Origin of the sequence: Asanoa ferruginea, from assembly GCF_003387075.1 — a bacterium.
Lineage (GTDB): Bacteria > Actinomycetota > Actinomycetes > Mycobacteriales > Micromonosporaceae > Asanoa > Asanoa ferruginea.
Window position 1 is genome coordinate 1,023,530 of the sequence record NZ_QUMQ01000001.1, and the last position, 22,857, is coordinate 1,046,386.

Here is a 22,857-nt window from a genome sequence, read left to right on the forward strand (position 1 = left end):
GTGCAACGGTTCGTCGCCGCCGCGGCCTGCGCTGCCGCGGCCTTTCTCGGCGCCACCCCGCCCGCCGCCGCGAGCGCCCCAACACCGGCCTGCTTCAACGGCAGCTATCTGGTCCAGGACGGCAACCTGCTGCGGTTCGACGACCGCGCGGCGACACCGGTCGCCCGGTTCGACGCGCCGCTCGACGCGGTCGCCTACGTGCCCGCAAGCGGGGCGTTCTGGGCGGTCAGCGGTGACGAGGTGGTGAGCTTCGACGTGACCGGGCGGGTCACCCGGCGGGCCGCGTTGCCCGACGCGCTCCGCGCCACCGACCCGATCGCGGTGGCCAGTGGCAGCACCAGCGCCGGGGCCGGCACCGGCGACCGCTGGATCGTGCGCACGGGCCGCGAGGTCGTCACCTATCGCGTGCCAGCGCTCAAGGAGCTCGAACGGCACGCCTTGAACGGCCCCGGTGCCGACATCCTCCTGCGACCCCGGATCGCCGACTGGGATCTCAACTCGGCCGACGGGCGCCTTTACACGATCGTGTCCGGTCCGCCGGCCCAACTGCTCCGGATCGATCCGCACACTGGTACGGCGACCCCGATCGCCACGCCCCGCGGCCTTCCGGCGACCGGCAGTTTCGGTGCGCTGACCGTCGATCCACAAGGGACGCTGCGCGCGCTGCACGATCCGACCGGTCGCCTCTTCGACGTGGACCTCCGGCAGCCGGCCAAAGCCACCGCCGTAGACACCGGCCCGTCGACCCGGACCCGCTCGGACGCCGCCGGTTGCCCCGAGGGATGGGACTACGGCGACGCGCCGGCGCCCTATCCGACCCGCCGCACCGCCGACGGCCCACGGCACCGGGTCACCGACGGGCTCACCCTCGGCACCACCGTCGACGCCGAGCCGGACGCCCGCACGGCCGACAAGGACGACGCCCGCCCCAGGATCACCAAGCGCGGCGACCGCCTCACCGTCGAAATCACCGTGCGCAACACGACGGGGCGCAACGGCCTGCTCGCCGGCTGGCACGACCTCGACGGCAACGGCCGGTTCGACGAGCGCGACCTGGCCACCGCGACCGTCAGGCCCGGCGCCCGCTCCGCCACGCTGACCTGGGCGAAGCCGCGCATCAAAACCACCCGGTCGACGTTGCGCCTCCGCCTCTTCGGCGGCCCGCGCGGCTATGACTCACCGGCCCCGAAACCCGTTGGCCCCGCGGACAGCGGCGAGATCGAGGATCACCCGATCACGGTGCCGGCTCCCGCACCGGGCAAAGCACCGCTGGACATCAAGAATCTCGCCGGACCGACCGTACCCGATGCCGGTCTTGTGGTTCCGGATCCTGGCAGCCCGCCGTCGCCGCTGCCGCCGGAGAGCCGGCGCCGGCACGTCGTCGCGACCACCGCGCCGCGCGAACCTGACGGCATCCCGCTGACCTGGTCGGTTTTCCTCGGGCTGCTCGTGCCCGCCGCCTCCGTCGCCGCGCGGGCGGCGGCCAAGAGAGGAACTCGATGAACGTCCTGCTCGCCGGCATCGCCGTGGTGCTCGCCGCCGCGCTCGCGTCGATGGTCGGGTTCGCCATGGTGTCCCGCTATGTGCCGCGCCGCTGGCGGGTCGCCGACGGTGATGCAGCAGGCACTGTGTATTCGACAATAGGCATGGTGTACGCGATCCTGATCGCGATCGCCGCCATCGCGGTGTGGGAACCGCGCGCCGACGTCGCCAGCAACACCGAGGCGGAGGCGAGCAGCCTGGTCGAGGCCTACTGGTCGGCCAATCGGCTGTCGGGTGCCGACAAAGACGACGTGCAGCGGCTGATCGTCACCTATCTCCAGGTTGCCGGCGGCTCCGAGTGGGAGCACCTGCGCACGGCGCACTCCGGCACGATGACGGGCGAGGACCTGTCGACCGAGCTACGCGAGCGGGTGGACGCGATCCGCCCCGAGGCCGACGCCGAGCAGGCCGCGCACCAGATGCTGGTCGGCCAGGTGAGCACCGCGGCGACGGCCCGGCGGGCCCGGATCGGCGACGCCGACTCGCGGATGCCGGCGCCGCTGTGGCCGATCCTGCTCGGCGGCGCCATGGTCAGCGTCGGCTTCCTCTATCTCTTCGGGCTCCGTCGGACAGTCCCCAATGGACTTATGTTCGCCGCGCTCGGGGGAATGGTGGCGCTGATGCTCTTCGTGCTCTATCAGGTGGAGCTGCCCTACAGCCGCGGTTTCGCGGTCGATCCGGGCTCACTCCGTGCCGCGCTGGAAACGCTACGCGGCACGGAAGGCCTGTAGCGGCCCGGCGAGTGCGCAGCCTGGTTGGCGCGGCCCCGCGCGGGTCGGCCTCGACGGCGACACGCCGCCGGGCTTGACGCCGGCCCCGCGCGGATCGGCCTAGACAGCGGCGAAAGCGGCCACCAGCGTGTCCAATCCCCGCTCGAGCGTGCGGTCGTCAATCACCAGCGGCGGCAGGAAGCGCAACACATTGCCATAGGTCCCGCATGTCAGCGTCAACAGCCCGCGCCGATGGCACTCGGCCGACACCGCGCTGGTGGTCGCGGGATCCGGGGTGAGCGTCCCCGGCTGCGTGATTTCGACGGCCAGCATCGCGCCGCGGCCGCGTACCTCCGCGATTCGTGGATCTGCCGCCGCCAGGTCGCGGAGCCGGCCGCCCATCGTCAGGTCGATCCGCCGCGCCGCCGTGACCAGGTCGAGTTCGCGCATCGTTTCGACCGAGGCCAGAGCCGCCGCGCAGGCCAGTGGGTTGCCGCCGTAGGTGCCGCCGAGACCGCCCGGGTGCACCGCGTCCATGATGTCGGCGCGACCGGTCACCGCGCCCAGTGGCAGCCCGCCGGCGATGCCCTTGGCCAGGGTCATCAGGTCGGGCACGACGCCCTCGTGGGATGAGGCGAACCAGTCGCCCGTGCGGCAGAAGCCGGTTTGGATCTCGTCGGCGATGAAGACCGCGCCGGCCTCGCTGGCCCACGCGGACAGAGCCGGCAGGAAGCCGGGCGCCGGCACGACGAAGCCGCCCTCGCCCTGGATCGGCTCGACCAGGATCGCCGCTACGTTGGTCGCGCCGATCTGCGACGAGACGATGTCGAGCGCGCGGGCGGCGGCCTCGGCGCCGGACAGGCCGCCGTCGCGCAGCGGGTAGGACATAGGCACCCGGTAGACCTCGCCGGCGAACGGGCCGAAGCGGTGCTTGTAGGGCATGTTCTTCGCGGTCAGCGCCATCGTCAGGTTGGTGCGGCCGTGGTAGGCGTGGTCGAACACCACGACCGCCGTGCGACCGGTCGCGTGCCGGGCGATCTTCACCGCGTTTTCCACCGCCTCGGCGCCGGAGTTGACCAGCATCGAGCGCTTGTCGAAGTCGCCCGGGGTCAGCGCGTTGAGCATCTCGCAGACGGCGACGTACTGCTCGTAGGGCGTCACCATGAAGCAGGTGTGGGTGAACCGCTCGACCTGCGCGCGCACGGCGGCGACCACCTTGGGCGCCGCGTTGCCGACCGAGGTCACCGCGATCCCCGAAGCGAAGTCGATCCACTCGTTGCCGTCGACGTCGGTCAGCGTGCCGCCGCCGGCGTGGTCCACATAGGAGTCGATGACCGAGCTGACGCCGCGCGCCACCGCGGCACCCCGGCGCTTGTGCAGGTCGAGCGACGTCATCAGGACCCCAGGTTGTGCATCACGTGCTTCACCCGGGTGTAGTCCTCGAGGCTGTAGACCGACAGGTCCTTGCCGTGACCCGAGTGCTTGAACCCGCCGTGTGGCATCTCCGACACGAACGGGATGTGCGTGTTGACCCAGACGCAGCCGAAGTCGAGCCGCCGGGTCATCCGCATCGCCCGGCCGTGGTCACGGGTCCAGACCGAGGCGGACAGGCCGTATTCGACGCCGTTGGCCCAGCGGACCGCCTCGTCTTCGTCGGTGAACCGCTGCACCGTGATCACCGGGCCGAAGACCTCGTCCTGGATGATCTCGTCCTGCTGCCGGACGCCGGAGACCACGGTCGGCGCGTAGAAGAAGCCGCGCTCGCCGACCCGCGCGCCACCGACCTCGAGCGCGGCGTGGTCGGGCAGCCGGTCGACGAAGCCGGCGACCCGGCCGAGCTGGTTGGCGTTGTTGAGCGGGCCGTAGAGCACGTCTTCCTCGTCGGGCCCGCCGGTCTTGGTGCCGCGGGCCTGCTCGACCAGCGCGGCGAGGAACTCGTCGTGGATGCGGGGGCCGGCGAGTACCCGGGTCGCGGCGGTGCAGTCCTGGCCCGCGTTGAAGTAGCCACCGACCGCGATCGCCTCGGCCGCCGCGGCAACGTCGGCGTCGTCGAACAGCACGACCGGCGCCTTGCCGCCCAATTCGAGGTGGGTGCGCTTGAGGTCGGGCGCGGCCGCCGCGGCGACCTCGCGGCCGGCGCGGGTCGAACCGGTGATCGAGACGAGTTGGGGCACCGGGTGGGACACGACCGCGCGGCCGGTGTCGCGATCGCCGGTGACGACGTTGAAGACGCCGGCCGGGAAGAACTCGGACGCGATCTCGGCGAGCATCAGCGTGCTGACCGGCGTGGTGTCGCTCGGCTTGAGCACCACGCAGTTGCCGGCCGCGAGCGCGGGGGCAATCTTCCAGATGGCCATCATCAGCGGGTAGTTCCACGGCGTCACCTGGCCGACGACACCGAGCGGCTCGCGGCGTACGTAAGAGGTGTGGCCCGCCAGGTATTCGCCCGCCGACCGCCCTTCGAGCATCCGCGCGGCGCCGGCGAAGAAGCGCAGCTCGTCGACGGCCGGCGGCAGCTCCTCGTCGGTGGTGAGCTGGCGGGGCTTGCCGGTGTTGCGCACCTCGGCGTCGACCAGCTCGGCGGCCCGCGACTCGACCGCGTCGGCGAACTTGAGCAGCGCGAGCTGCCGTTGCGCCGGGGTCACGTCGCGCCAGCTCTCGAACGCCGTCGCGGCCGCGGTCATCGCCCGATCCACATCGGCTGGGCCGGAGACCGGCGCCTGCGCGAAGACCTCGCCGGTGCACGGGTCGACAAGGTCGCTGAAGTTGCCGTCGACCGGGTCGACGTAGTCACCGTTGACGAAATTGCGCAACTGTTGCTTGTCGCTCATCGTGGCGTCTCCAGGCTGGAAGCGGGCCATCGGAAGGGCTGCCGATCATGTCGTATTCGCAACCCACATGCCATCCTCGCGACTGAATCCGTTGCTGACAAGGCCTGTCGCCACCGTTTCCGCGAACCTGACCTGCTGAGCTAGGCTGCCGCCGTGGACCCAGTCGCGTTCTACGTCGCCGGCCGCCCTGAGCACGGAGCCGACCCGGTGACCGTCCGGCATCCCTACGACGGCCATGCGGTCGGTGCGACCACCAACGCCACCCCTGAACAGGTCGAACGCGCGATCGCCGCGGCGCACTCCGTCTCGGCGGAAGCCGCCGCGCTCCCCGCACACGCCCGCGCGGCCGCTCTCGATCACGTTTCCCGGCGCCTGGCCGAACGCGCCGACGAGATCGCCCAACTGATCACCGCCGAGAACGGCAAGCCGCTCAAGTGGGCGCGGGCCGAGGCGGCCCGGGCGGTGTCGACGTTCCGCTGGGCGGCCGAGGAGGCCCGCCGCTTCGCCGGCGACCTGCAACGCCTCGACACGGACCCGGCGGCGACGGGACGGCTGGCGGTCGTACGCCGCTTCCCGCGCGGTCCGGTCCTCGGCATCTCGCCGTTCAACTTCCCGCTCAACCTGGTCGCCCACAAGGTCGCCCCGGCGATCGCGGCCGGCGCGCCGATCGTGGTCAAGCCGGCGCCGGCCACGCCGCTGAGCGCGCTGCTGCTCGGCGAGATCCTGGCCGAGACCGACCTCCCGGAGGGCATGTTCTCGGTGCTGCCGCTGCCCAACGACCGCGCGGCCGGCCTGGTCTCGGACCCCCGCCTGCCGGTGGTCAGCTTCACGGGCTCGGGCCCGGTCGGCGCGTCGATCCGCCGTTCGGTGCCTGGCAAGCACGTGACGCTGGAACTGGGCGGCAACGCGGCGGTGCTGCTGTGCGCCGACTGGACAGCCGACGCCGACTTGACCTGGGCGGCTTCGCGGATCGCGACGTTCTCCAACTACCAGGCAGGGCAGAGTTGCATCGCGGTGCAGCGGGTATTCGTACACGAGTGGATTTATGACGGTTTTCTGCCCCGGCTCGTGGCCGCGGTTTCCGCTCTGCAGACCGGCGACCCGTTCTCCGACGCCACCGATGTTGGTCCGCTGATCACCGAGGCGGCGGCTGAGCGGGTGGAGTCGTGGGTGGACGAGGCGGTCGCGGCGGGGGCGACCCTGGAGGTCGGCGGGCTGCGGGCGGGTGCGACCTATCCGCCTACGGTGCTGTCGCGGGCGCCGAAATCCGCGAAGGTCAGCCAGGAAGAGGTCTTCGGGCCGGTGCTGGTGGTCTCGCCGGTCACCGACGACGAGGCCGGCTTCGCGGCGATCAACGATTCGGCGTTTGGGCTACAGGCGGGCGTGTTCACCCGCAACCTGCAGACGGCGTTCGCGGCCCACCGCACCCTCCAGGTCGGCGGCGTGATCGTCGGCGATGTCCCGTCCTACCGGGCCGACCAGATGCCTTACGGCGGGGTCAAGGGATCGGGCGTCGGGCGCGAGGGGTTGCGAAGCGCCATCGACGACTACACCGAGCCGCGGGTGATGGTGTTGACGGGGTTGGATCTTTAAGGGCGTTCGATCGGTTGCGCGGGTTCGCGGTGGGCGCGACCGTTCGCTCCCGCGCGCAACGGGCCGGTCCCTGGCGGGCCCGTCCCTGCCAGGCCCGCGGTCGGTCAAGCCAGTGCCTACCGCCGTCCCGCGCAGGCGCCCGCCGGCGGGCGCCTTCGGATCGCAGCGCATCGCGCCGGCCGATCGCGGATCGTCCTCGCGCCAGGGTGAATAGCGATCGCGAATCGCCGGTCGAATCGCGTCCGTGGATCGCACCCGCGGACCGCCGGCTCGTGGACCGCCGCCGTGGCCGCATCCGTGGACCGAATACGTAGACCACGCCCGCCACCGTCCGCACCCCCGCGGACCGCCGTCGCAGGTCGCCCTCGGGGTCGCTCCGCAGACCGCGCCCGCCGCCGTCCGCACCCGCGCGGCCCCGCGCGGACCGCATCCGTGGATCTCGCACGAGATCTAGGTAAATAGATGTAGCTATAGCTACATCTATTTACCTAGATCTCCAGGCAGCATCCAAGATTCGCACGCAAAGCGGCCGGGCCTGCACGGATCGCAAACACAACGGGCGCTGCCGCGCACAACGCGGCCAGCCCAGGCTGGCTCGGCCGTAGGGGGTTGGCCTCGCGTGAATCCAGGTTGGGAACCGCGGCAACAGCCGCAATTCCCAACCTGGATTGCCCCGCGAACGTCGGGGTCAGGCTTCGCCGACCTCCGGGCCGCGGCGGCGCAGCTCGTCTACCGCACCCATCGCGTCGCGGAGTTCGGTCAGCCACTGGTCGGCGTGTTCGCCAACCAGGCGGACGCACCAGGCCAACGCCTCGGAGCGGCTCCGCGCCACGCCCGCGTCGATCAGGGTGTCGAGGACCTGGCGGTCGTTGAGCCGTAGCCGAGTCATCACCGGCGCCGAGAACGTGGTGAAGAGCGCCTCGGTGCCGCCGGTGGCGGCGCCCCAGCTGACCTTGCGGCGCCAGCGGTGTTCGACCTGCTGAGCGATCTTGATGCGCTGCTCCCGGGTGTCTTCCCGGTGCTGGGCGATGCGGCCCTGCTCTGCCGACCCGCGGTCGGCGTCGGTCGCGTCGGCGCCGAGCTGCGGCTCCGGCAACCGACCAATGATCATGACCTCGTCACGGTCGATGGTGACCTTCGGCGGCTCGGTGAACCAGCCGTCCGGCACCGCGCCGGTGATCCAGGCGGCCAGTCCCTCGGCCGGTGGCGGCTCCGCCCGCCCGCCGCGCTGTCCTTGTTCCCATGGGCCCCGAAAACCCCTCATGGCGCACCTCCCGCGTTGCTGCTTACTTGATTACAGCATTACACCGTTGCAGGTGCGCGGACAGTGGCCAGCGGTTCGCTCTGAGCGGAAACCCTCGCGGCGGGCGGGCGCAGCCGACGGCTAGTAGTTGGCGGTCTGTGGAGCACCGGGCTGTAGTTCCCATCCCACTCCCCGCCCAGGTCTTCGCCACTGCGACGGTCTGCGTGGGCGTGGTGTTCCGGCAGACGCTGTTGTATTGGCCCTGATAGCTGGGCACCCAACCGTCGCATAGGGACTTGTCGCCCGTGCGCACCCACGAGCAGGGCGGGCCGCGGCCTGGTTCGACAGGCGGGATGGCTTGCGCCGCCGTGGAGTTGACGGCGAGACCGGCCAGCACGGTCAACAGGCTCACGGATGCCGCGCTCAATCGTCGTGCCAGGTCCAGTTTCAACTGGCTCCTCCTTGGTCGAGGGATTGGGGCCAGTGCCGAAAGGGACGACGATGTGAACCAGGTCAGCGCATCGCCCACGGGGAGCCGTAGGCCACCAGCAGATCCAGGAACGGGCGCGGCGGGAAGGCCTCCGGGCCCAGGACGCCGGCACCCGACCAGGCGCCGGCTGACAGGAGTTCCAGTGCCACCACCGGGTTGACCGCCGTCTGCCATACGACCGCCTGGTGGCCGTATTCGCGCATCGACCACTCGTTGTCGACCACGTGGTAGAGGTAGACCTCGCGCGGCGACCCGTCGATGCCGATCCCGCGCACCCAGGTGCCCGCGCAGGTTTTGCCGCGCATCCGTGGGCCCAGTGACGCCGGGTCCGGCAGGCAGGCCGCCACCACGTCGCGGGGTGCTACCGAGACGTCACCGACGCGGACCGGTGCGGCCGAGTCGAGGCCCAGGACGTGCAGGGTGCGCAGCACCGAGATGAACTCCGCGCCCAGGCCGTATTTGAATGTGACCCGCCCCGCGTCGACCCAGCGCGGGATCAGCAGCACCTCTTCGTGCTCGACGTTGACGCACTCGACCGGGCCGATGCCCTCCGGGAAGTCGAAGACCTCCGGCTCGGAGAACGGCTCCGTGGTGTACCAGCCGCGCGACTTCTCGTAGATCACCGGCGGGTTGAGGCACTCCTCGATCGTCGTCCAGATCGAGAACGACGGTGCGAACGCGTAGCCGTCGACCTCCAGGTTGGCGCCGTCGCGCACGCCGATCTCGGAGATCGAGCTGAACAACTCGTCGGCCGCATAGCGCGCGAAAATGTCCGACAGGCCCGGCTCGACCCCGATGCCGACCAGGGCCAGCCGCCCGGCCTCCTGCCACAGCGATTCGGTCGCGAACTGCGCCGCCCCGAGCACCACCCCCGTCGACGAATAGGGCGACGTCGGATGCGGCTCCGACAGCGACATCGCCATGTCCAGGTAATCAGCCCCGGCCGCGAACGCACCGTCGAAAATGGACATCACGAACCGCGGGTCGACCGCATTGAAAACATGGGTCGCGCCGGCGGCCAGGTCGCGCACCTCCGTCGCCGACGACGCGTCGACCTGGGCGGCCACGAAGCGGGGGTCGTCAACCGCCGCGACCACCCGTGAGGCCCGCGAAAGCGAATAGTCGGCCACCGTCCAGGATTCGAAGAAGCCCCGGCGGGCGGCGATGGCGGCGGCCGCGGCGCCGACGCCGCCGGCTCCGATTTGCAGGACACGCATCAGGAATCGAACCCCAAACCGAATCTGTCGAGGGTACGCAGCCACAGGTTGCGCCGGCCCTGATGGGAATCAGCGTGCGCCATCGACCAGCGCGTCGCGTTGATGACCAGGGCGCGCAACGGTTCCGGCGGGAACGGGATCGGGCGGCTGCGTACAAAGTCTAATGTGGTCAATGGGGTGTCAGCCCCGGAAAGCAGGTCGAGCGCAACCCGCGCGCCGAACCGGCTGGCACCGACGCCCAGACCGGTGAAGCCGGTCGCGTAGGCCAGCCGGCCACCGAACGCGGTGCCGAAGAAGGCGCAGAAGCGGGCACAGGTGTCAACCACGCCGCCCCAGCGGTGGGTGAACGTGACATCGGACAACTGCGGGAACGTCTCGAAGAAATGTCGGGCGAGAGTCGCGTAGGTCGGCGCCTCGCGTGAGAGCGACGGCGCCATCCGGTTGCCGAAGTGGTAGACCGCGTCGTAGCCGCCGAACAGGATCCGGTTGTCGGCGGTCAACCGGTAGTAGTGGAACTGGTTGCCCGAGTCGGCCAGGCCCTGCCGGTGCCGCCAGCCGATCGATGCCAGCTCGCCCTCCGACAGCGGGCGGGTGACCAGTGCATAGTCGTAGACGGGAACAACATAGGCGCGCAGCCGGCGCAGCAGCGGCGGGAACGCGTTGGCGGCGAGCACGACGCCGCCGGCCCGCACCGAGCCAACCGGGGACCACGCCAGCACCCCGGCCCCGGCCCGCGCCAGCCCGGTGACCCGGGTGTGCTCGAAGATCCGTACCCCCAATGACAGGCAGGCATCCCGCAACCCCCAGGCCAACCGGGCCGGGTCGAGCATGACCGTGCGGTCGCGGTGCCAGACGCCGCCCAGGTAAGTGGGCGAGTCGACCTCGGCCCGCACCTCGTCGCGGCCGAGCACCAGCACGTCGTGACCGTGGCTGCGGGCCAACGCGGCACCCGAAGCGAGGTCGGCGACATGATGCGGCGCGGTGGCCAGCTCGATCTCACCCGTACGTTCGACGTCGCAGCGGATGTCGAACAGCGCGATCGTGGCCAGCAGCGCCTCGAGGTTGGCCTGGCCGAGGGTCTCCAGCGTGGCTATCTCGGCCGGGAACCGGGCCGCTCCGTTGGCCAGGCCGTGGGTCAGTGAGGCCGCACAGAAACCGCCGTTGCGACCCGACGCCGCCCAGCCGCAGGTGCCGGCCTCGAGCAGCACCACGTCGCGGCCGGGATCGTCCTGCTTGGCCTGGAGCGCGGCCCAGAGTCCCGAATAGCCGCCGCCGACCACGAGCAGGTCGGCCGAGATGTCGGCGGAAAGTGGTGGCAGCGGGTCAGGGCGCTCGGGACGGTCGAGCCAGAAGACCCGGGGCTGCGCGTCCGCGAGCGCCCGACCGACGTTCATGCCACCCGCGCTCCCCGCCGCCGTCGCACGTTGGTCGCCAGCACCAGCAGCAGTGCTATCGCGAACATCGCCGTGCCGACGACGTTGACCTGCGGCGGGATGCCGCGCTGGTTGGCTCCCCAAACGTACATCGGGAAGGTCACCGTGTTGCCGGAGTTGAAGTTCGTGATGATGAAGTCGTCGAAGGACAGCGAGAACGCGAGCAGCGCCGCGGCGACGATTCCGGGCAGCACGAGTGGCAGGGTGACCCGCCGGAAGGTCTGGAACGGCGTGGCGTAGAGGTCCATCGCCGCCTCTTCCAACCGGGAGTCCATGCCGGCGAGCCGCGCCTTGACCGTGACCACCACGAACGAGACGCAGAACATGATGTGCGCGATCAGGATCGTCCAGAAGCCGAGCTGGATCCCGCCGGCCGTGAACAGCGCCAGCAGCGAGGTGCCCATCACCAGCTCGGGCGTCGCCATCGGCAGGAAGATCAGCAGGTTGGTCGTGCCCCGGCCGCGGAACTGGTGGCGGGCCAACGCGAACGCCATCAGCGTGCCGAGCAGGGTCGAGCCGACCGTCGCCAGCAGGCCGATCCAGGCCGACCGTTGCAGCGCGTCGCACAGGTCGGGCGGGCCGCACAGGTTGGTCCAGTTGTCGGTGGTGAAGGCGTTGAAGTCGTAGGAGAGCCGGCTCGACGGGCGGTTGAAGGACAGCCCGGCGACGACGGCGATCGGCAGGAACAGGTAGAGCAGCACCATCAGGCCGACGGTCAGCACCCAGTGGTCGGCGATCCAGCGCCCGACTCGGTAAGCCATGCTGGCTTGGGTCCTCCGAACCCGGGCCGCTGGCGCGGCCCCGCTTCGTCCGGTCATTCAAACCACCTCGTCAGTGCCGGCGCGGCGTACGTAGGTGAAGACGATCGCCAGGATCAGTGCCATCAGCAGGAACGAGAGCGCGGCGCCCTGGGGTGGCTGCTGGCGCGACAGGAACGCCGAGTTGACCACGTTGCCGACCATCGCGGTGTTGGTGTTGCCGAGCAGCGCGGCGTTGATGTAGTCGCCGACCGCGGGGATGAAGAACAGCAGCGTGCCGGCGACCAGGCCGGGCATCGACAGCGGCAGGGTCACCTTGACGAAGGTGCGGGCCGGGCTGGCGTAGAGGTCGCCGGACGCCTCCAGCAGCCGGGTGTCGAGCCGCTCCAGGCTGGCGTAGAGCGGCAGCACCAGGAACGGCAGGAAGTTGTAGGTCAGGCCGAGCACCACGGCGACCGGCGTGGCCAGCAACCGCCCGTCGGCGCCGAGCAGGCCGACCTCGCGCAGCACGTGCACGAGCCAGCCGTTGTCCGACAGGATCGTCTTCCAGGCCAGCGTGCGCACCAGGAAGCTGGTGAACATCGGCGCGACCACGCAGACGAGCAGCAGGTTCTTCCAGCGGCCGGCCTTCTGCGCGATGGCGTAGGCCAGCGGGTAGCCGATCACGATCCCGATCACCGTGGCGATGCCGGCATAGGCGAAGGACCGCACAACCTGCGGCCAGGCGTACGCGAGCGCGTCGGGGTAGTTGCCGAACTCCCACGTCATCGCGTAGCCGGCGGTCACCGAGCCGGAGGGGTCGTAGAGGCTGGTCGCGCCGAGTTGCAGGGTCGGCACGACGAAGAACAGCACGAGCCAGGCGAAGCCGGGGAGCAGCAGGAGGTAGGGCAGCCAACGCCGGCGGCCACGCGACGGCTCGGGGGTGGCCGTCGGCGTTTCGACCGGGCGGGCGCCGACCCCCGTCAGCAGGCTCACGACTCGACCACGCTTCGGGCGGTCGGGCGTTCGCCCGGGCTACTGAGCCGACTGGTTCGCTCGCTGCGCTCGCTCACGAGACGGCTCCGACCGCGTCGGGCGTGTCGAGCTCCGGCGTGGTGCGGTCCCCCTCGCCCGGCTCGCGGTGCAGCAGGAACGCGTGCTCCGGGCTCCAGTGCGCGATCACCTGGCCGCCGACCGGCAACGGTGCGGCCGCGGCCGAACCGCCGTTGGGCGCGAACACGGCCAGCTCGGTGCCCCAGCCGGTGCGCACCAGGTATTGCGTGCTGACGCCCACATAGGACGAGTCGGTGATCACGCCGGTGACCGACTGGTGGCCGGCGGGAACTTCGCCATTCGAAACGACCAGAGCCAACTTCTCCGGGCGTACGCCGAGGAAGACCGGCCCACGTTCGGCGCGGGCGCGCACGGCCGGCACGGCGAACCGCTGCCCGTAGGCCTCGACCAGGACGTCGCCGCCCGACTGGCCCTCGGCGTCACCGGCGAGCAGGTTGGACTGGCCGAGGAAGTTGGCGACGAACGCGGTCGCCGGGTATTCGTAGATCTCCGCCGGCCGGCCGAGCTGCTCGATCCGCCCGGCGTTCATCACCGCGACCGTGTCGGCCATCGTCATGGCCTCCTCCTGGTCGTGGGTGACGTGCACGAAGGTGATGCCGACCTCGGTCTGGATCCGCTTGAGCTCGATCTGCATCTGCCGCCGCAGCTTCAGGTCGAGGGCGCCGAGCGGCTCGTCGAGCAGCAGCACCTGCGGGTGGTTGATCAGGGCCCGGGCCAGCGCGACCCGCTGCTGCTGGCCGCCGGACAGCTCGGCCGGGCGGCGCTTGGTGAAGCCCTCGAGCTGGACGAGCGAGAGCATCTGCTCGACCTGCCCGGCGATCTCGCGCACCTTGCGCCGGCGCAGCCCGAAGGCCACGTTCTCGAAGACGTCGAGGTGCGGGAAGAGCGCGTAGCTCTGGAACACCGTGTTGACCGGGCGCTGGTAGGGCCGCAGCCGGGTGATGTCGCGCTCGCCGAGCCGCACCTCGCCTGCGGTCGGCTCCTCCAGCCCGGCCACCATTCGCAGCGTGGTGGTCTTGCCGCAGCCGGAAGCGCCGAGCAGCGCGAAGAACGAGCCCTGTGGCACGGTCAGGCTCAGGTCGTCGACCGCGGTGAACGGGCCGAACCGCTTGGTGACGTTGGTGATGCGCAGGTCGCCGGCCTCGGACGGGGTCGCCATGTCAGGCTCCGATGACCTTCTGGAACGCGGACTCGTACTCGCGCTCCTCGGCTTCGGTCAGTGCCTTGAAGACCTTCGCCTTCTTCAGCAGTGCGTCGTCGGGGAAGATCAGCGGGTTTGCTGCCAGATCGGGGTCGATCTTCTCCATGGCTTCCTTGGCGCCGCTGACCGGGCAGATGTAGTTGACGTAGGCCGCGACCTGAGCCGCCACTGTCGGGTCGTAGTAGTAGTCGAGGAACTGCTCGGCGTTGGCCTTGTGCGCGGCCTTGTTGGGCACCGAGGAGTTGTCGGAGTAGAGCATCACGCCGGCGTCGGGCGCGACGAACTCGACCTTGGGGTCTTCGAGGCCGAGCTGGATGATGTCGCCGGACCAGCCGATGCACGCGGCGATGTCGCCCTTGGCCAGCTCCGGCGCGTAGTCGTTGCCGGTGAACCGGCGGATCTGCCCGGCGTCGACCGCCTTCTGGAGCTTGTTGATCGCGTCGTCGAACTGCGCCTTGGTGAAGTCGGACGGGTCGTGGCCGTTGGATGCCAGGATCAGGCCCATGGTGTCGCGCATCTCGGTCAGCGCGGTCACCTTGCCCTTGAGGTCGGGGCGGGTGAGCAACTCGTCGACCGTACGCACCGGCTTGGTGACCTTGCCGTTGAACGCGAGGCCGGCCAGGCCCGACTGCCAGGGAACGGCGTACTCGTTGTTCTTGTCGAATGGTCGGCCCTTGAGCGAGGGCAGCAGGTTCTTGGTGAAGTTGGGCATCTTCGCGGTGTCGAGCTTCTGCATCCAGCCCAGCCGGATCATCCGCGCGGTCATCCAGTCGGTGAGCACGATGACGTCGCGGTCGGTCGGCTGGCATGCGGTCAGCTGGTTCTGCACCTTGCCGAAGAACTCGTTGTTGTCGTTGATGTCTTCCGTGTAGCTGACCGAGATGCCGGTCTTCGCTTCGAATGCGACCAGCGTCGGGCGCTTCGATTCGTCTTTCTCATCGACGTCGATATATTGCGGCCAGTTCGAGACGATCAGCGTCTTGTCCGTGGCGGAACTGTCGTCGCTGACGCAGCTCGCCTCGGTCTGCTGTGCGCCTTTTGTGCCGCAGGCGGCGAGGGCGCCACCGGTCACGGCCAGGCTGCCGGCAGCGAACGCGCCGCGCATCAGGGTGCGACGGGAAAGGGAGGAGCGCGTGAACGAAAGCAATGCCGCTGCCTCGGGCGACAGCGGCGGGCGCGAGCGGTTGCGCATCGGGGGCTCCCGGTTCGGTCTAGTCGGGGGGATAGCTAGACGACGACCGATCCTGACATGCGATTACCCTTGTCACAAGGGATTCCGTTGTGGCTCTCGTAGTTGACGACGAAATACGGAAGACTTGCGGCCGTAACGCTGAGCCATTAATGAGGAGGACCGTAGATGGGCATGTCGGGCAACGGGGCCGGTCCCGGTTCGGCTTCGGCTTCGGGGGTGCGTCGCGCGGTGGTTCGCGACGGGGCCAGCCACGCGCTGCTCGACGATGTCGCCAAACAGATCATCGAGCAACTACAGGAAGACGGGCGGCGTCCGTACGCGACGATCGGCAAGGCGGTCGGGCTCTCCGAGGCGGCCGTCCGGCAGCGGGTGCAGCGACTGCTCGACGCCGGGGTGATGCAGATCGTCGCCGTCACCGACCCCCTCCAACTGGGCTTCCCGCGCCAGGCCATGATCGGGCTGCGCATCTCCGGCGACCTGGAGCAGGTCGCCGACCGGCTGGCCGAGTTGCACGAGGTCGACTACGTGGTGATCACCGCGGGCTCGTTCGACCTGCTCTGCGAGGTGGTCTGCCGCGACGACGACCACCTGCTGGAGATCCTCAAACGCCTCCGCGCGGTCGAGGGCGTCGTCTCGACCGAAGCGTTCGTCTACCTCAAACTGCGCAAACAGACCTACACCTGGGGTACGGCCTAGCTTCGGATTTCGTCGCATCTCGCGGTGTCGACTGATGAAAACCCTTGCGAGTACGCGGGATCTCGTGCGATAACCGTCGTAGGTGCTGCGGGCCCACCAAGGTCCGCACGACGACGCGATGGGGAATCCGATGGCCAACGCCACCGACCACCTGTGGATGCACTTCACCCGGATGTCCAGCTATCGCGACGGGGAGGTGCCCACGATCGTCCGCGGCGACGGTGCCTACGTGTGGGACTCCCAGGGCCGCCGCTACCTCGACGGCCTCGCCGGCCTGTTCGTGGTCAACGCGGGCCACGGGCGCACCGAGTTGGCCGAGGCCGCCGCCAAGCAGGCCGCGGAGCTGGCCTACTTCCCGCTGTGGTCCTACGCCCACCCGACCGCGGTCGAGTTGGCGTCGCGGATCGCGTCGCTGGCGCCCGGCGATCTCAACCGGGTGTTCTTCACGACCGGCGGTTCCGAGGCGGTCGAGGCGGCGTGGAAGCTGGCCCGGGCCTACTACAAGCGGGTCGGCAAGCCCAACAAGCACAAGGTGGTCAGCCGGCACATCGCCTACCACGGCACGTCGATGGGCGCCCTGTCGATCACCGGCCTGCCCGGCATCAAGGCCGACTTCGAGCCGCTCGTGCCGGGCGGGATCAAGGTGCCCAACACCAACTTCTACCGGGCGCCGGAGCACGGCGACTCGCTGCTCGACTTCGGGCGCTGGGCGGCCGAGGAGATCGGGCGGGCGATCGAGCGCGAGGGTCCGGAGACGGTCGCGGCGGTGTTCCTGGAGCCGGTGCAGAACTCGGGCGGGTGCTTCCCGCCGCCGCCCGGCTACTTCGAGCGGGTGCGGGAGATCTGCGACGCGTACGACGTGTTGCTGGTTTCTGATGAAGTGATCTGCGCCTGGGGCCGGCTCGGTTATTACTTCGGCGCCGAACGATACGGCTACCAACCGGACATCATCACCACGGCGAAGGGCCTGACCTCGGGGTACGCGCCACTGGGCGCGATGATCGCGAGCGACAAGCTGATGGAGCCGTTCCTGTCCGACTCATCGATGTTCGCGCACGGTGTGACCTTCGGTGGGCACCCGGTGTCGTGCGCGGTGGCGCTGGCCAACCTCGACGTGTTCGCGCGGGAAGACCTGACCGGGCACGTGCGCTCGCTGGAGGGCGCGTTCAGGTCCACTTTGGAGCGCTTGCTGGACCTGCCGATCGTGGGTGACGTCCGCGGCGACGGTTTCTTCTACGGGATCGAGCTGGTCAAGGACAAGACGACGCGGGAGACGTTCAACGAGGACGAGTCGGAGCGGCTGCTGCGCGGCTTCCTCTCCACGGCACTGTTCCAGGCGGGCCTCTACTGCCGAGCCGACGACCGCGGCGACCCGGTGGTGCAGTTGGCGCCGCCACTGATCTGCGAGCAGCAGCAGTTCGACGAGATGGAGCAGATCCTGCGCGCGGTGCTGACGGAGGCGTGGCAGCGCTTGTGATCTCGTTCTGGATGGGCGAGACGCCGGCGTTGCGCCCGTCGCTGCCGGGTTCTTCGTCGGTCGACGTCGCCATCGTGGGTGCCGGTTATACCGGTTTGTGGACGGCCTACTACCTGATCACGGCGGACCCGTCGTTGCGGGTGGCGGTGCTGGAACAGTCCTACGCCGGGTTCGGCGCGTCCGGTCGCAACGGCGGCTGGTGCTCGGCGCTGCTGCCGTCGTCGTTGCCGTCGCTGGCCCGCCGCCATGGTCGGGCTGCGGCGGTGGCGCTGCAACGCGTTATGAATTCGACAGTCGACGAGGTCGGTCGGGTGTGCGTGGTCGAGGGGATCTCCTGCGACTTCCACAAGGGCGGGACGGTGACCGTGGCACGGTCGCCGGCACAACTGGCGCGCGCGGAGGCCGAGGTCTCGACGGCTGCGTCGTTCGGGTTTCCCGAGGTGACCATGCTGTCCGCTTCATTGGCGTCGGCCCGTCTCGGTGCGACGTCGGTGCTGGGCGGGGTGTTCACGCCGCATTGCGCGGCCATCCAGCCGGCGAAGCTGGTGCGGGGGCTGGCGTCGGTGGTCGAGGCGCGCGGTGTCGCGGTGTATGAGGGGACGCCGGTTACGGCGCTGCGGCCGGGCGTGGTGTCAACGCCGTTCGGGACGGTGCGCGCGCCGGTGGTGGTGCGGGCGACGGAGGGATATACGGCTGGGCTGCCCGGGTATGGGCGTTCGGTGGCGCCGCTCTACTCGCTGATGGTGGCGACACCGCCGCTGCCGGCGGTTGTGTGGGACACCATCGGCCTGGCCGACCGGGAGACGTTCAGCGACTTCCGGCACCTGATCATCTATGGCCAGCGGACGGCAGACGGGCGGTTGGCGTTCGGTGGGCGCGGGGCGCCGTACCATTTCCGCTCCTCGGTGTCCCCGTCGTTCGACCAGGAACCGTCGGTCTTCGCGGGGTTGCGCCAGACGTTAGGGGCGCTGTTCCCGGTGCTGGGGCCCGATGCGGAGATCTCGCACGCCTGGGGCGGCCCACTGGGCGTGACCCGCGACTGGACGGCGTCGGTGGGCCTTGACCGGTCGACGGGTTTGGCCTGGGCCGGCGGCTACGTCGGCGACGGCGTCGGAACGAGCAACCTGGCTGGCCGCACCCTTGCTGACCTGATCTTGGAGCGGCCGTCGGAGTTGGTTTCGCTGCCGTGGGTGGGGCATCGGTCGCCCCGCTGGGAGCCGGAGCCGTTGCGCTGGCTGGGCATCAACGCGGCCCTGCGGGCGACCGCGTCGGCCGACGCCGCCGAGGCCCGCACCGGCCGCGCGTCCCGCCGGGCCGCCGTGATCGACCGCCTTATCGGCCACTGACGGCCTCGCGCCCGCGCCCCCGTGGCTACTGTGATCCGCGGGGCTTGCCCGCCGGTGTGGCCTTTGCCAATCGCTGTCTCAGCTTGCTGTGCGGTAGTTCGGGGCTTGTCCAGGACTCGTGGCTGGAGGCCTGTTCGTCGCCGTTGAAGCGCGAGCATGCGCGATCAGGTCGACGGTGGGTCGATGATCGTTTGCAGCTGGTCGACACCCGCAGGCCAGGCGTGCTTGATCATGTGCGGCTCATCAAGACCCAGCCCGGCGTGTCGTGCAGACCCGGCACACATGATCACGCCGCAGAGCGGAAATCACGCAGATCCACTGCAAACGATCACGAATCCGAAGCCCAGGCCCGGCCGGCGCGGCCTTTGCGGTACCGCCATCTGACGAGGTAGCAGATCTAGGTGAATAAATGTAGCTATAGCAGCAATTTCTTTCCTAGATCGCCCTACGGGTCGGTCCCGACCGGCGTGGCGGCGTCAACACGCCGGGCTCCCGCGCCACTCCGGGGCCCGCGCCGCTCGGAGTCCGGCGCCGTTCGGGGCCTACGCCGCCCGGGGCCGCGCCGCTCGGGGGCCGCGCTCGGGGGCCGCGCTCGGGGGCCGCGCTGCTCAGGGCCGCGCCGCTCACGGGCCTCGCCGCTCACGGGCCTCGCCGCTCGGAATCCGGCACCGTTCGGAGCCTCGCCGCTCGGGGGCCGCGCCGCTCGGGGGCGGCGCCGCACGCGGGCGCGCCGCTCGGGGGCCGCGCCGCTCGGGGGCCGCGCCGCTCGGGGGCCGCGCCGCTCACGGGCCGCGTCGCTCACGGGCCGCGCCGCTCGCGGGCCTCGCCGCTCGCGGGCCTCGCCGCTCGGGGGCCCCGCCGCTCGGGGGCCCCGCCGCTCGGGGCCGCGCCGCTCACGGGCCGCGTCGCTCACGGGCCTCGCCGCTCGGGGGCCGCCCCGCTCGGGGGCCTCGCCGCACGCGGGCGCGCCGCTCGGAATCCGGCACCGTTCGGAGCCTCACCGCTCGGGGGCCGCGCCGCTCGGGGGCCGCGCCGCTCGGGGGCCGCGCCGCACGCGGGCGCGCCGCACGCGGGCCGCGTCGCTCGGGGGCCGCCCCGCTCGGGGGCCTCGCCGCACGCGGGCGCGCCGCTCGGGGGCCGCCCCGCACGCGGGCGCGCCGCTCGGGGGCCGCGCCGCACGCGGGCGCGCCGCTCGGGGGCCGCGCCGCACGCGGGCGCGCCGCTCGGAATCCGGCACCGTTCGGGGCCTCGCCGCTCGGGGGCCGCGCCGTTCGGCGGCCCGCGCCGCTCGGAGCCCAGGCCGCACGGCGGCCCACGCCCTTCGGAGCCCGCGCCGCTCGGAGCCCACGCCCCTCGGTCTGCGCCCTCAGCGCCGGGCCAATGCGGGCCGCGCTCACGGCAAGCAACGTCAACGGATACCCACCCCCAACCGCAACCTAGGGCGGATCTCCTCGTCGGGCGTAGCCCAACGACCAGGATCTCCGGATGGGGACAAGGTGGAGCGCCCGACTGGACGAACGACCTTGTCCCCAACCGGAGATCCTGGTGCCCTAAGCGAAGCCCGACGAGGAGATCCGCCCCACGACCGCTGGCATCTCTTTAGAGCGGCCGGGGCCGGGGCAGCGCCCCGGTGGGGTCCGGGGCAAAGCCCCGAAAGGGGCAGAGCCCCAAACCCAACCGCGGACCTGGCAAGCGCAGCGAAGGCGGAGCGATCCCCGGCGGGAGCGACGGTCGCGCCCCCGACGGACCCGGGAACAGATCTTGGAACTAAATGTCCGGATCGCGGGGTGGAGGGTGTCTATTGGCTGGGTGGGATGACGCGGAGGTGGCCGCGGCGGCCTTGTTGGTGGCCTGCGTGGGGCATGTCGTCGAAGTCGTCGTAGCGACCCGGGCGGGCGGCTTCGCGGACCGCGTCGGCTAGGGCTACCAGGTCGTCCGTCGTCGGTGGGGGTGGGTCGAAGGCGCCTTCGTGGCGGACCACTTCCCAGCCGCGGGGGGCGGTCAGGGAGCGGGCGTGGGTCTCGCAGAGGTCGTAAGTGTGCGGCTCGGCGAATTGGGCGAGCGGCCCGACCACGGCGGTGGACTCGTGGTAAACGTAGGTCAGCGTGGCGACAGCCGGCCGGGGGCAGCCGTTTCTGGAGCAACGCCGTGGAGACCTCACGGCCGCACGTTATCTCTCCCGCCCCGGCGTTGCGCTGCCTTGCGCCGCGACACGCCGATCGCAGGGCTAGGCTGATGCTGCTTTCCCCAGGAGGTGCGCCATGACCAGCCCGGCCAACCGCCGCCCGCCATCCGGCCGGCGCCGCGATCGCCATGGTCGCGGGCTGCGGGGGCGACTGGTCCCCGCGACGGTGCCCCTGGCCCGCACCAAGGCGGAGATCTTTGATGATCTTGTCCTGGATACGGTCGAGAGCCTTGAGCATCGGTTTGCCAAGGAGCTCGCCGGGGTGGAGTTCGCGGTCGAAGACGTGCCGCCGGACCTGAATGTCTATGACACCGACGTGCTCGAAGACGGTGAGGTTCCGCTGGCACGGCTGCTGCCTGGGCGCCCGGGCCGGGCCGACATGGCGCCGCGGATCGTTCTTTACCGTCGGCCGTTGGAGTTTCGGGCCATGGACCACGATGACCTGGCCGATCTGGTGCACGACGTGATCATCGAGCAGGTTGCCAACCTGCTGGGGTTGGATCCTGACGAGCTGAGCTGAACCTGGCCCGGATGCGGTCGAGGGCCCGCATCGATGTGATGGTGGCCCTCGGTCCCGATATTGGTCTTGTGTGTTGCCGCTCCTCGCGGGTTCCCCCTCCGCCCCGGTGCGGCGCGGTGGGTCAGGCTACGACGCGGCGCTTCAGCTTGCGGCGCTCCCGCTCGGACAGGCCACCCCAGATGCCGAACCGCTCATCGTGACCGAGTGCGTATTCGAGGCACTCGGCCTTGACGTCGCAGCGCGAGCAGATGCGCTTGGCCTCGCGGGTCGAACCGCCCTTCTCGGGAAAGAACGCTTCCGGGTCGGTCTGCGAGCACAGCGCCCGCTCCTGCCACTCCGGCGCGTTGCCGAGCAGGTCGGCGCCCTCGACACGGCCATCCATTACGTTTGCCTCCTTTCGCACGCCGGCCCGCGGCCGACGTAACCCCCTCGCGGAAGGCCCTACTTTTTCGCCCGTACGGTCCTATTTGTCATGTCCCGTTCGAACGACCCCAGTGAAATTACACGCGTGTAATGCGTGCGTCGTCAAGCGGAACCTGATAAATAGGCCCACTCACCGGCGTGCCGTGTACGACTCGCGGGATGGCACCGTGGCCCTTTGGCTCCCTACCGATCCAGCCCCCAGCCGGGTAACGCTCGATCACCGAGATTCCCACCAGGCCCGATCCCCGCAACCGCACATAACGAATCAAACCATGACACCCCTACCTTGATCCACCCGGCCTCCGCTAGTCCCCCGGTCGGGGGCCCCGTCGCTGACACCAGAGTGGACCTTGACGGCAAGGTGGAGGCTGTGTACCCGCGGTGGGTTCGCTGGCAAACCGCACATACGCTGCCGCGCATGGCGATCTCGGATTATGTGGCCGGCCTGCGGCGTCTGGTTGGCACGGAGATGTTGATGCTGCCGAGCGCCTGCGCTGTGGTCGTCGATGATCGGGGACGGGTGCTGTTGGAGCGGCGGGCCGACACCGGCACGTGGTCGCTGCCTGCCGGTGCCATCGATCCTGGTGAGCAGCCGGCCGAGGCGGCGGTCCGTGAGGTGTTCGAAGAGACCGGGGTGCGGGTCGCCGTTGAGCGGCTGGCTGGAGTCGCACTTCGCGGGGTGACGTATCCGAATGGGGATGTGTGCCAGTACCTCACTGTGTGGTTCCGGTGCCGGCCGGTCGGGGGGCGGGCCGTCGTCAACGATGAGGAGTCGACGGCTGTGGACTGGTTTTCGGTGTCGGCGTTGCCGGAGCTTGACTCGGTCGACCGGCTGCGCATCGAGACTGCTCTCGATGACGCGGGGCCGGCGTGGTTTGCCGTGCCGGGGCAGGACTATGACTGGCTCCCGGCCAGAGCCTGACCGCTGCCCGGCCGGAGCCGGGCAA

The 22,857-nt window shown here is 70.4% G+C and carries 19 protein-coding genes; 8 read left to right on the forward strand and 11 right to left on the reverse strand.

The genetic code is table 11. The annotated features are described in order from the left end of the window. Together DFJ67_RS05050 and DFJ67_RS05055 are read left to right on the forward strand one after the other, a co-directional pair. Window positions 1-1,503, forward strand: coding sequence for a DUF6923 family protein (locus DFJ67_RS05050; RefSeq protein WP_170215746.1), 1,503 nt, complete (start codon window positions 1-3; stop codon window positions 1,501-1,503). Continuing rightward, window positions 1,500-2,273, forward strand: a complete 774-nt coding sequence (locus DFJ67_RS05055) for a bestrophin-like domain (RefSeq protein ID WP_116066819.1) — start codon at window positions 1,500-1,502, stop codon at window positions 2,271-2,273. Before DFJ67_RS05050 ends, DFJ67_RS05055 begins: the two co-directional genes overlap by 4 nt. A gap of 99 nt (window positions 2,274-2,372) precedes the next feature. On the opposite strand, the gene gabT is transcribed toward DFJ67_RS05055, so the two are convergent. Both gabT and DFJ67_RS05065 read right to left on the reverse strand, forming a co-directional pair. Further along, the gene (gene gabT, locus DFJ67_RS05060) at window positions 2,373-3,650 is read right to left on the reverse strand and encodes a 4-aminobutyrate--2-oxoglutarate transaminase (RefSeq protein WP_116066820.1); all 1,278 of its coding nucleotides are present in this window, start codon (window positions 3,648-3,650) and stop codon (window positions 2,373-2,375) included. Then, window positions 3,647-5,083, reverse strand: coding sequence for a gamma-aminobutyraldehyde dehydrogenase (locus DFJ67_RS05065; protein WP_116066821.1), 1,437 nt, complete (start codon window positions 5,081-5,083; stop codon window positions 3,647-3,649). The genes gabT and DFJ67_RS05065 overlap by 4 nt, the downstream gene beginning before the upstream one ends. Window positions 5,084-5,236: 153 nt before the next feature. On the opposite strand from DFJ67_RS05065, the gene DFJ67_RS05070 reads away from it, so the two are divergent. Further along, window positions 5,237-6,676: an aldehyde dehydrogenase family protein gene (locus DFJ67_RS05070; protein WP_116066822.1), complete on the forward strand. Its 1,440-nt coding sequence runs from the start codon at window positions 5,237-5,239 to the stop codon at window positions 6,674-6,676. Between the two features lie 688 nt (window positions 6,677-7,364). Here the strand turns inward: DFJ67_RS05070 and DFJ67_RS05075 are convergent. The 7 genes from DFJ67_RS05075 to DFJ67_RS05105 all read right to left on the reverse strand — a co-directional run bounded on the left by DFJ67_RS05075 (window position 7,365) and on the right by DFJ67_RS05105 (window position 15,263). Next, the gene (locus tag DFJ67_RS05075) at window positions 7,365-7,940 is read right to left on the reverse strand and encodes an ATP-binding transcription factor AbmR (RefSeq protein ID WP_116066823.1); all 576 of its coding nucleotides are present in this window, start codon (window positions 7,938-7,940) and stop codon (window positions 7,365-7,367) included. A 492-nt stretch (window positions 7,941-8,432) separates the two neighbouring features. Beyond that, on the reverse strand, window positions 8,433-9,626 hold the full coding sequence (locus DFJ67_RS05080) for a saccharopine dehydrogenase family protein (protein WP_116066824.1): 1,194 nt from the start codon (window positions 9,624-9,626) through the stop codon (window positions 8,433-8,435). Beyond that, window positions 9,626-11,020 (reverse strand): NAD(P)/FAD-dependent oxidoreductase, encoded by a 1,395-nt coding sequence (locus tag DFJ67_RS05085; protein WP_116066825.1) that lies wholly within the window; start codon window positions 11,018-11,020, stop codon window positions 9,626-9,628. The genes DFJ67_RS05080 and DFJ67_RS05085 overlap by 1 nt, the downstream gene beginning before the upstream one ends. Next, complete coding sequence (locus DFJ67_RS05090; protein WP_116066826.1) at window positions 11,017-11,820, reverse strand: ABC transporter permease; 804 nt, start codon at window positions 11,818-11,820, stop codon at window positions 11,017-11,019. The genes DFJ67_RS05085 and DFJ67_RS05090 overlap by 4 nt, the downstream gene beginning before the upstream one ends. 57 nt (window positions 11,821-11,877) lie before the next feature. After that, window positions 11,878-12,792 carry an ABC transporter permease gene (locus DFJ67_RS05095; RefSeq protein WP_239097215.1) on the reverse strand — a complete coding sequence of 305 codons (915 nt, stop codon included), beginning with the start codon at window positions 12,790-12,792 and terminating at the stop codon, window positions 11,878-11,880. 73 nt (window positions 12,793-12,865) lie between these two features. Beyond that, window positions 12,866-14,029 (reverse strand): ABC transporter ATP-binding protein, encoded by a 1,164-nt coding sequence (locus DFJ67_RS05100; protein ID WP_116066827.1) that lies wholly within the window; start codon window positions 14,027-14,029, stop codon window positions 12,866-12,868. A 1-nt stretch (window position 14,030) separates the two neighbouring features. Continuing rightward, on the reverse strand, window positions 14,031-15,263 hold the full coding sequence (locus DFJ67_RS05105; protein ID WP_116066828.1) for a polyamine ABC transporter substrate-binding protein: 1,233 nt from the start codon (window positions 15,261-15,263) through the stop codon (window positions 14,031-14,033). A gap of 171 nt (window positions 15,264-15,434) precedes the next feature. Here DFJ67_RS05105 and DFJ67_RS05110 point away from each other — a divergent pair, with 171 nt between their 5' ends. The 3 genes from DFJ67_RS05110 to DFJ67_RS05120 all read left to right on the forward strand — a co-directional run bounded on the left by DFJ67_RS05110 (window position 15,435) and on the right by DFJ67_RS05120 (window position 18,782). Further along, window positions 15,435-15,959, forward strand: a complete 525-nt coding sequence (locus DFJ67_RS05110) for an Lrp/AsnC family transcriptional regulator (protein WP_116066829.1) — start codon at window positions 15,435-15,437, stop codon at window positions 15,957-15,959. A gap of 130 nt (window positions 15,960-16,089) precedes the next feature. Continuing rightward, window positions 16,090-17,436, forward strand: coding sequence for an aspartate aminotransferase family protein (locus DFJ67_RS05115; RefSeq protein ID WP_116075632.1), 1,347 nt, complete (start codon window positions 16,090-16,092; stop codon window positions 17,434-17,436). A gap of 11 nt (window positions 17,437-17,447) precedes the next feature. Further along, window positions 17,448-18,782, forward strand: coding sequence for an NAD(P)/FAD-dependent oxidoreductase (locus DFJ67_RS05120; protein WP_116075634.1), 1,335 nt, complete (start codon window positions 17,448-17,450; stop codon window positions 18,780-18,782). Window positions 18,783-20,580: 1,798 nt separating this feature from the next. On the opposite strand, the gene DFJ67_RS05125 is transcribed toward DFJ67_RS05120, so the two are convergent. Then, on the reverse strand, window positions 20,581-20,943 hold the full coding sequence (locus tag DFJ67_RS05125) for a DUF3499 domain-containing protein (RefSeq protein WP_116066830.1): 363 nt from the start codon (window positions 20,941-20,943) through the stop codon (window positions 20,581-20,583). 100 nt (window positions 20,944-21,043) lie between these two features. Here DFJ67_RS05125 and DFJ67_RS05130 point away from each other — a divergent pair, with 100 nt between their 5' ends. Next, window positions 21,044-21,487 carry a metallopeptidase family protein gene (locus tag DFJ67_RS05130; protein WP_116066831.1) on the forward strand — a complete coding sequence of 148 codons (444 nt, stop codon included), beginning with the start codon at window positions 21,044-21,046 and terminating at the stop codon, window positions 21,485-21,487. Between the two features lie 121 nt (window positions 21,488-21,608). Here the strand turns inward: DFJ67_RS05130 and DFJ67_RS05135 are convergent, their stop codons facing one another. Then, window positions 21,609-21,869 carry a WhiB family transcriptional regulator gene (locus DFJ67_RS05135; RefSeq protein WP_116066832.1) on the reverse strand — a complete coding sequence of 87 codons (261 nt, stop codon included), beginning with the start codon at window positions 21,867-21,869 and terminating at the stop codon, window positions 21,609-21,611. A 459-nt stretch (window positions 21,870-22,328) separates the two neighbouring features. Between DFJ67_RS05135 and DFJ67_RS05140 the strand changes: the two genes are divergently transcribed. Next, window positions 22,329-22,832, forward strand: a complete 504-nt coding sequence (locus DFJ67_RS05140) for an NUDIX hydrolase (RefSeq protein ID WP_116066833.1) — start codon at window positions 22,329-22,331, stop codon at window positions 22,830-22,832. Window positions 22,833-22,857: the final 25 nt, after the last annotated feature.

What these genes read in the sequence shown, in the direction of transcription:
- DFJ67_RS05090 (WP_116066826.1), bottom strand. Translation starts at nt 11,820, where the DNA reads ATGGCTTACCGAGTCGGGCGCTGGATCGCCGACCACTGGGTGCTGACC.
- DFJ67_RS05105 (WP_116066828.1), bottom strand. Translation starts at nt 15,263, where the DNA reads ATGCGCAACCGCTCGCGCCCGCCGCTGTCGCCCGAGGCAGCGGCATTG.
- DFJ67_RS05135 (WP_116066832.1), bottom strand. Translation starts at nt 21,869, where the DNA reads ATGGATGGCCGTGTCGAGGGCGCCGACCTGCTCGGCAACGCGCCGGAG.
- DFJ67_RS05065 (WP_116066821.1), bottom strand. Translation starts at nt 5,083, where the DNA reads ATGAGCGACAAGCAACAGTTGCGCAATTTCGTCAACGGTGACTACGTC.
- DFJ67_RS05110 (WP_116066829.1), top strand. Translation starts at nt 15,435, where the DNA reads ATGTCGGGCAACGGGGCCGGTCCCGGTTCGGCTTCGGCTTCGGGGGTG.
- DFJ67_RS05075 (WP_116066823.1), bottom strand. Translation starts at nt 7,940, where the DNA reads ATGAGGGGTTTTCGGGGCCCATGGGAACAAGGACAGCGCGGCGGGCGG.
- DFJ67_RS05080 (WP_116066824.1), bottom strand. Translation starts at nt 9,626, where the DNA reads ATGCGTGTCCTGCAAATCGGAGCCGGCGGCGTCGGCGCCGCGGCCGCC.
- DFJ67_RS05085 (WP_116066825.1), bottom strand. Translation starts at nt 11,020, where the DNA reads ATGAACGTCGGTCGGGCGCTCGCGGACGCGCAGCCCCGGGTCTTCTGG.
- DFJ67_RS05100 (WP_116066827.1), bottom strand. Translation starts at nt 14,029, where the DNA reads ATGGCGACCCCGTCCGAGGCCGGCGACCTGCGCATCACCAACGTCACC.
- DFJ67_RS05130 (WP_116066831.1), top strand. Translation starts at nt 21,044, where the DNA reads ATGACCAGCCCGGCCAACCGCCGCCCGCCATCCGGCCGGCGCCGCGAT.
- DFJ67_RS05120 (WP_116075634.1), top strand. Translation starts at nt 17,448, where the DNA reads ATGGGCGAGACGCCGGCGTTGCGCCCGTCGCTGCCGGGTTCTTCGTCG.
- DFJ67_RS05140 (WP_116066833.1), top strand. Translation starts at nt 22,329, where the DNA reads ATGGCGATCTCGGATTATGTGGCCGGCCTGCGGCGTCTGGTTGGCACG.
- DFJ67_RS05055 (WP_116066819.1), top strand. Translation starts at nt 1,500, where the DNA reads ATGAACGTCCTGCTCGCCGGCATCGCCGTGGTGCTCGCCGCCGCGCTC.
- DFJ67_RS05115 (WP_116075632.1), top strand. Translation starts at nt 16,090, where the DNA reads ATGGCCAACGCCACCGACCACCTGTGGATGCACTTCACCCGGATGTCC.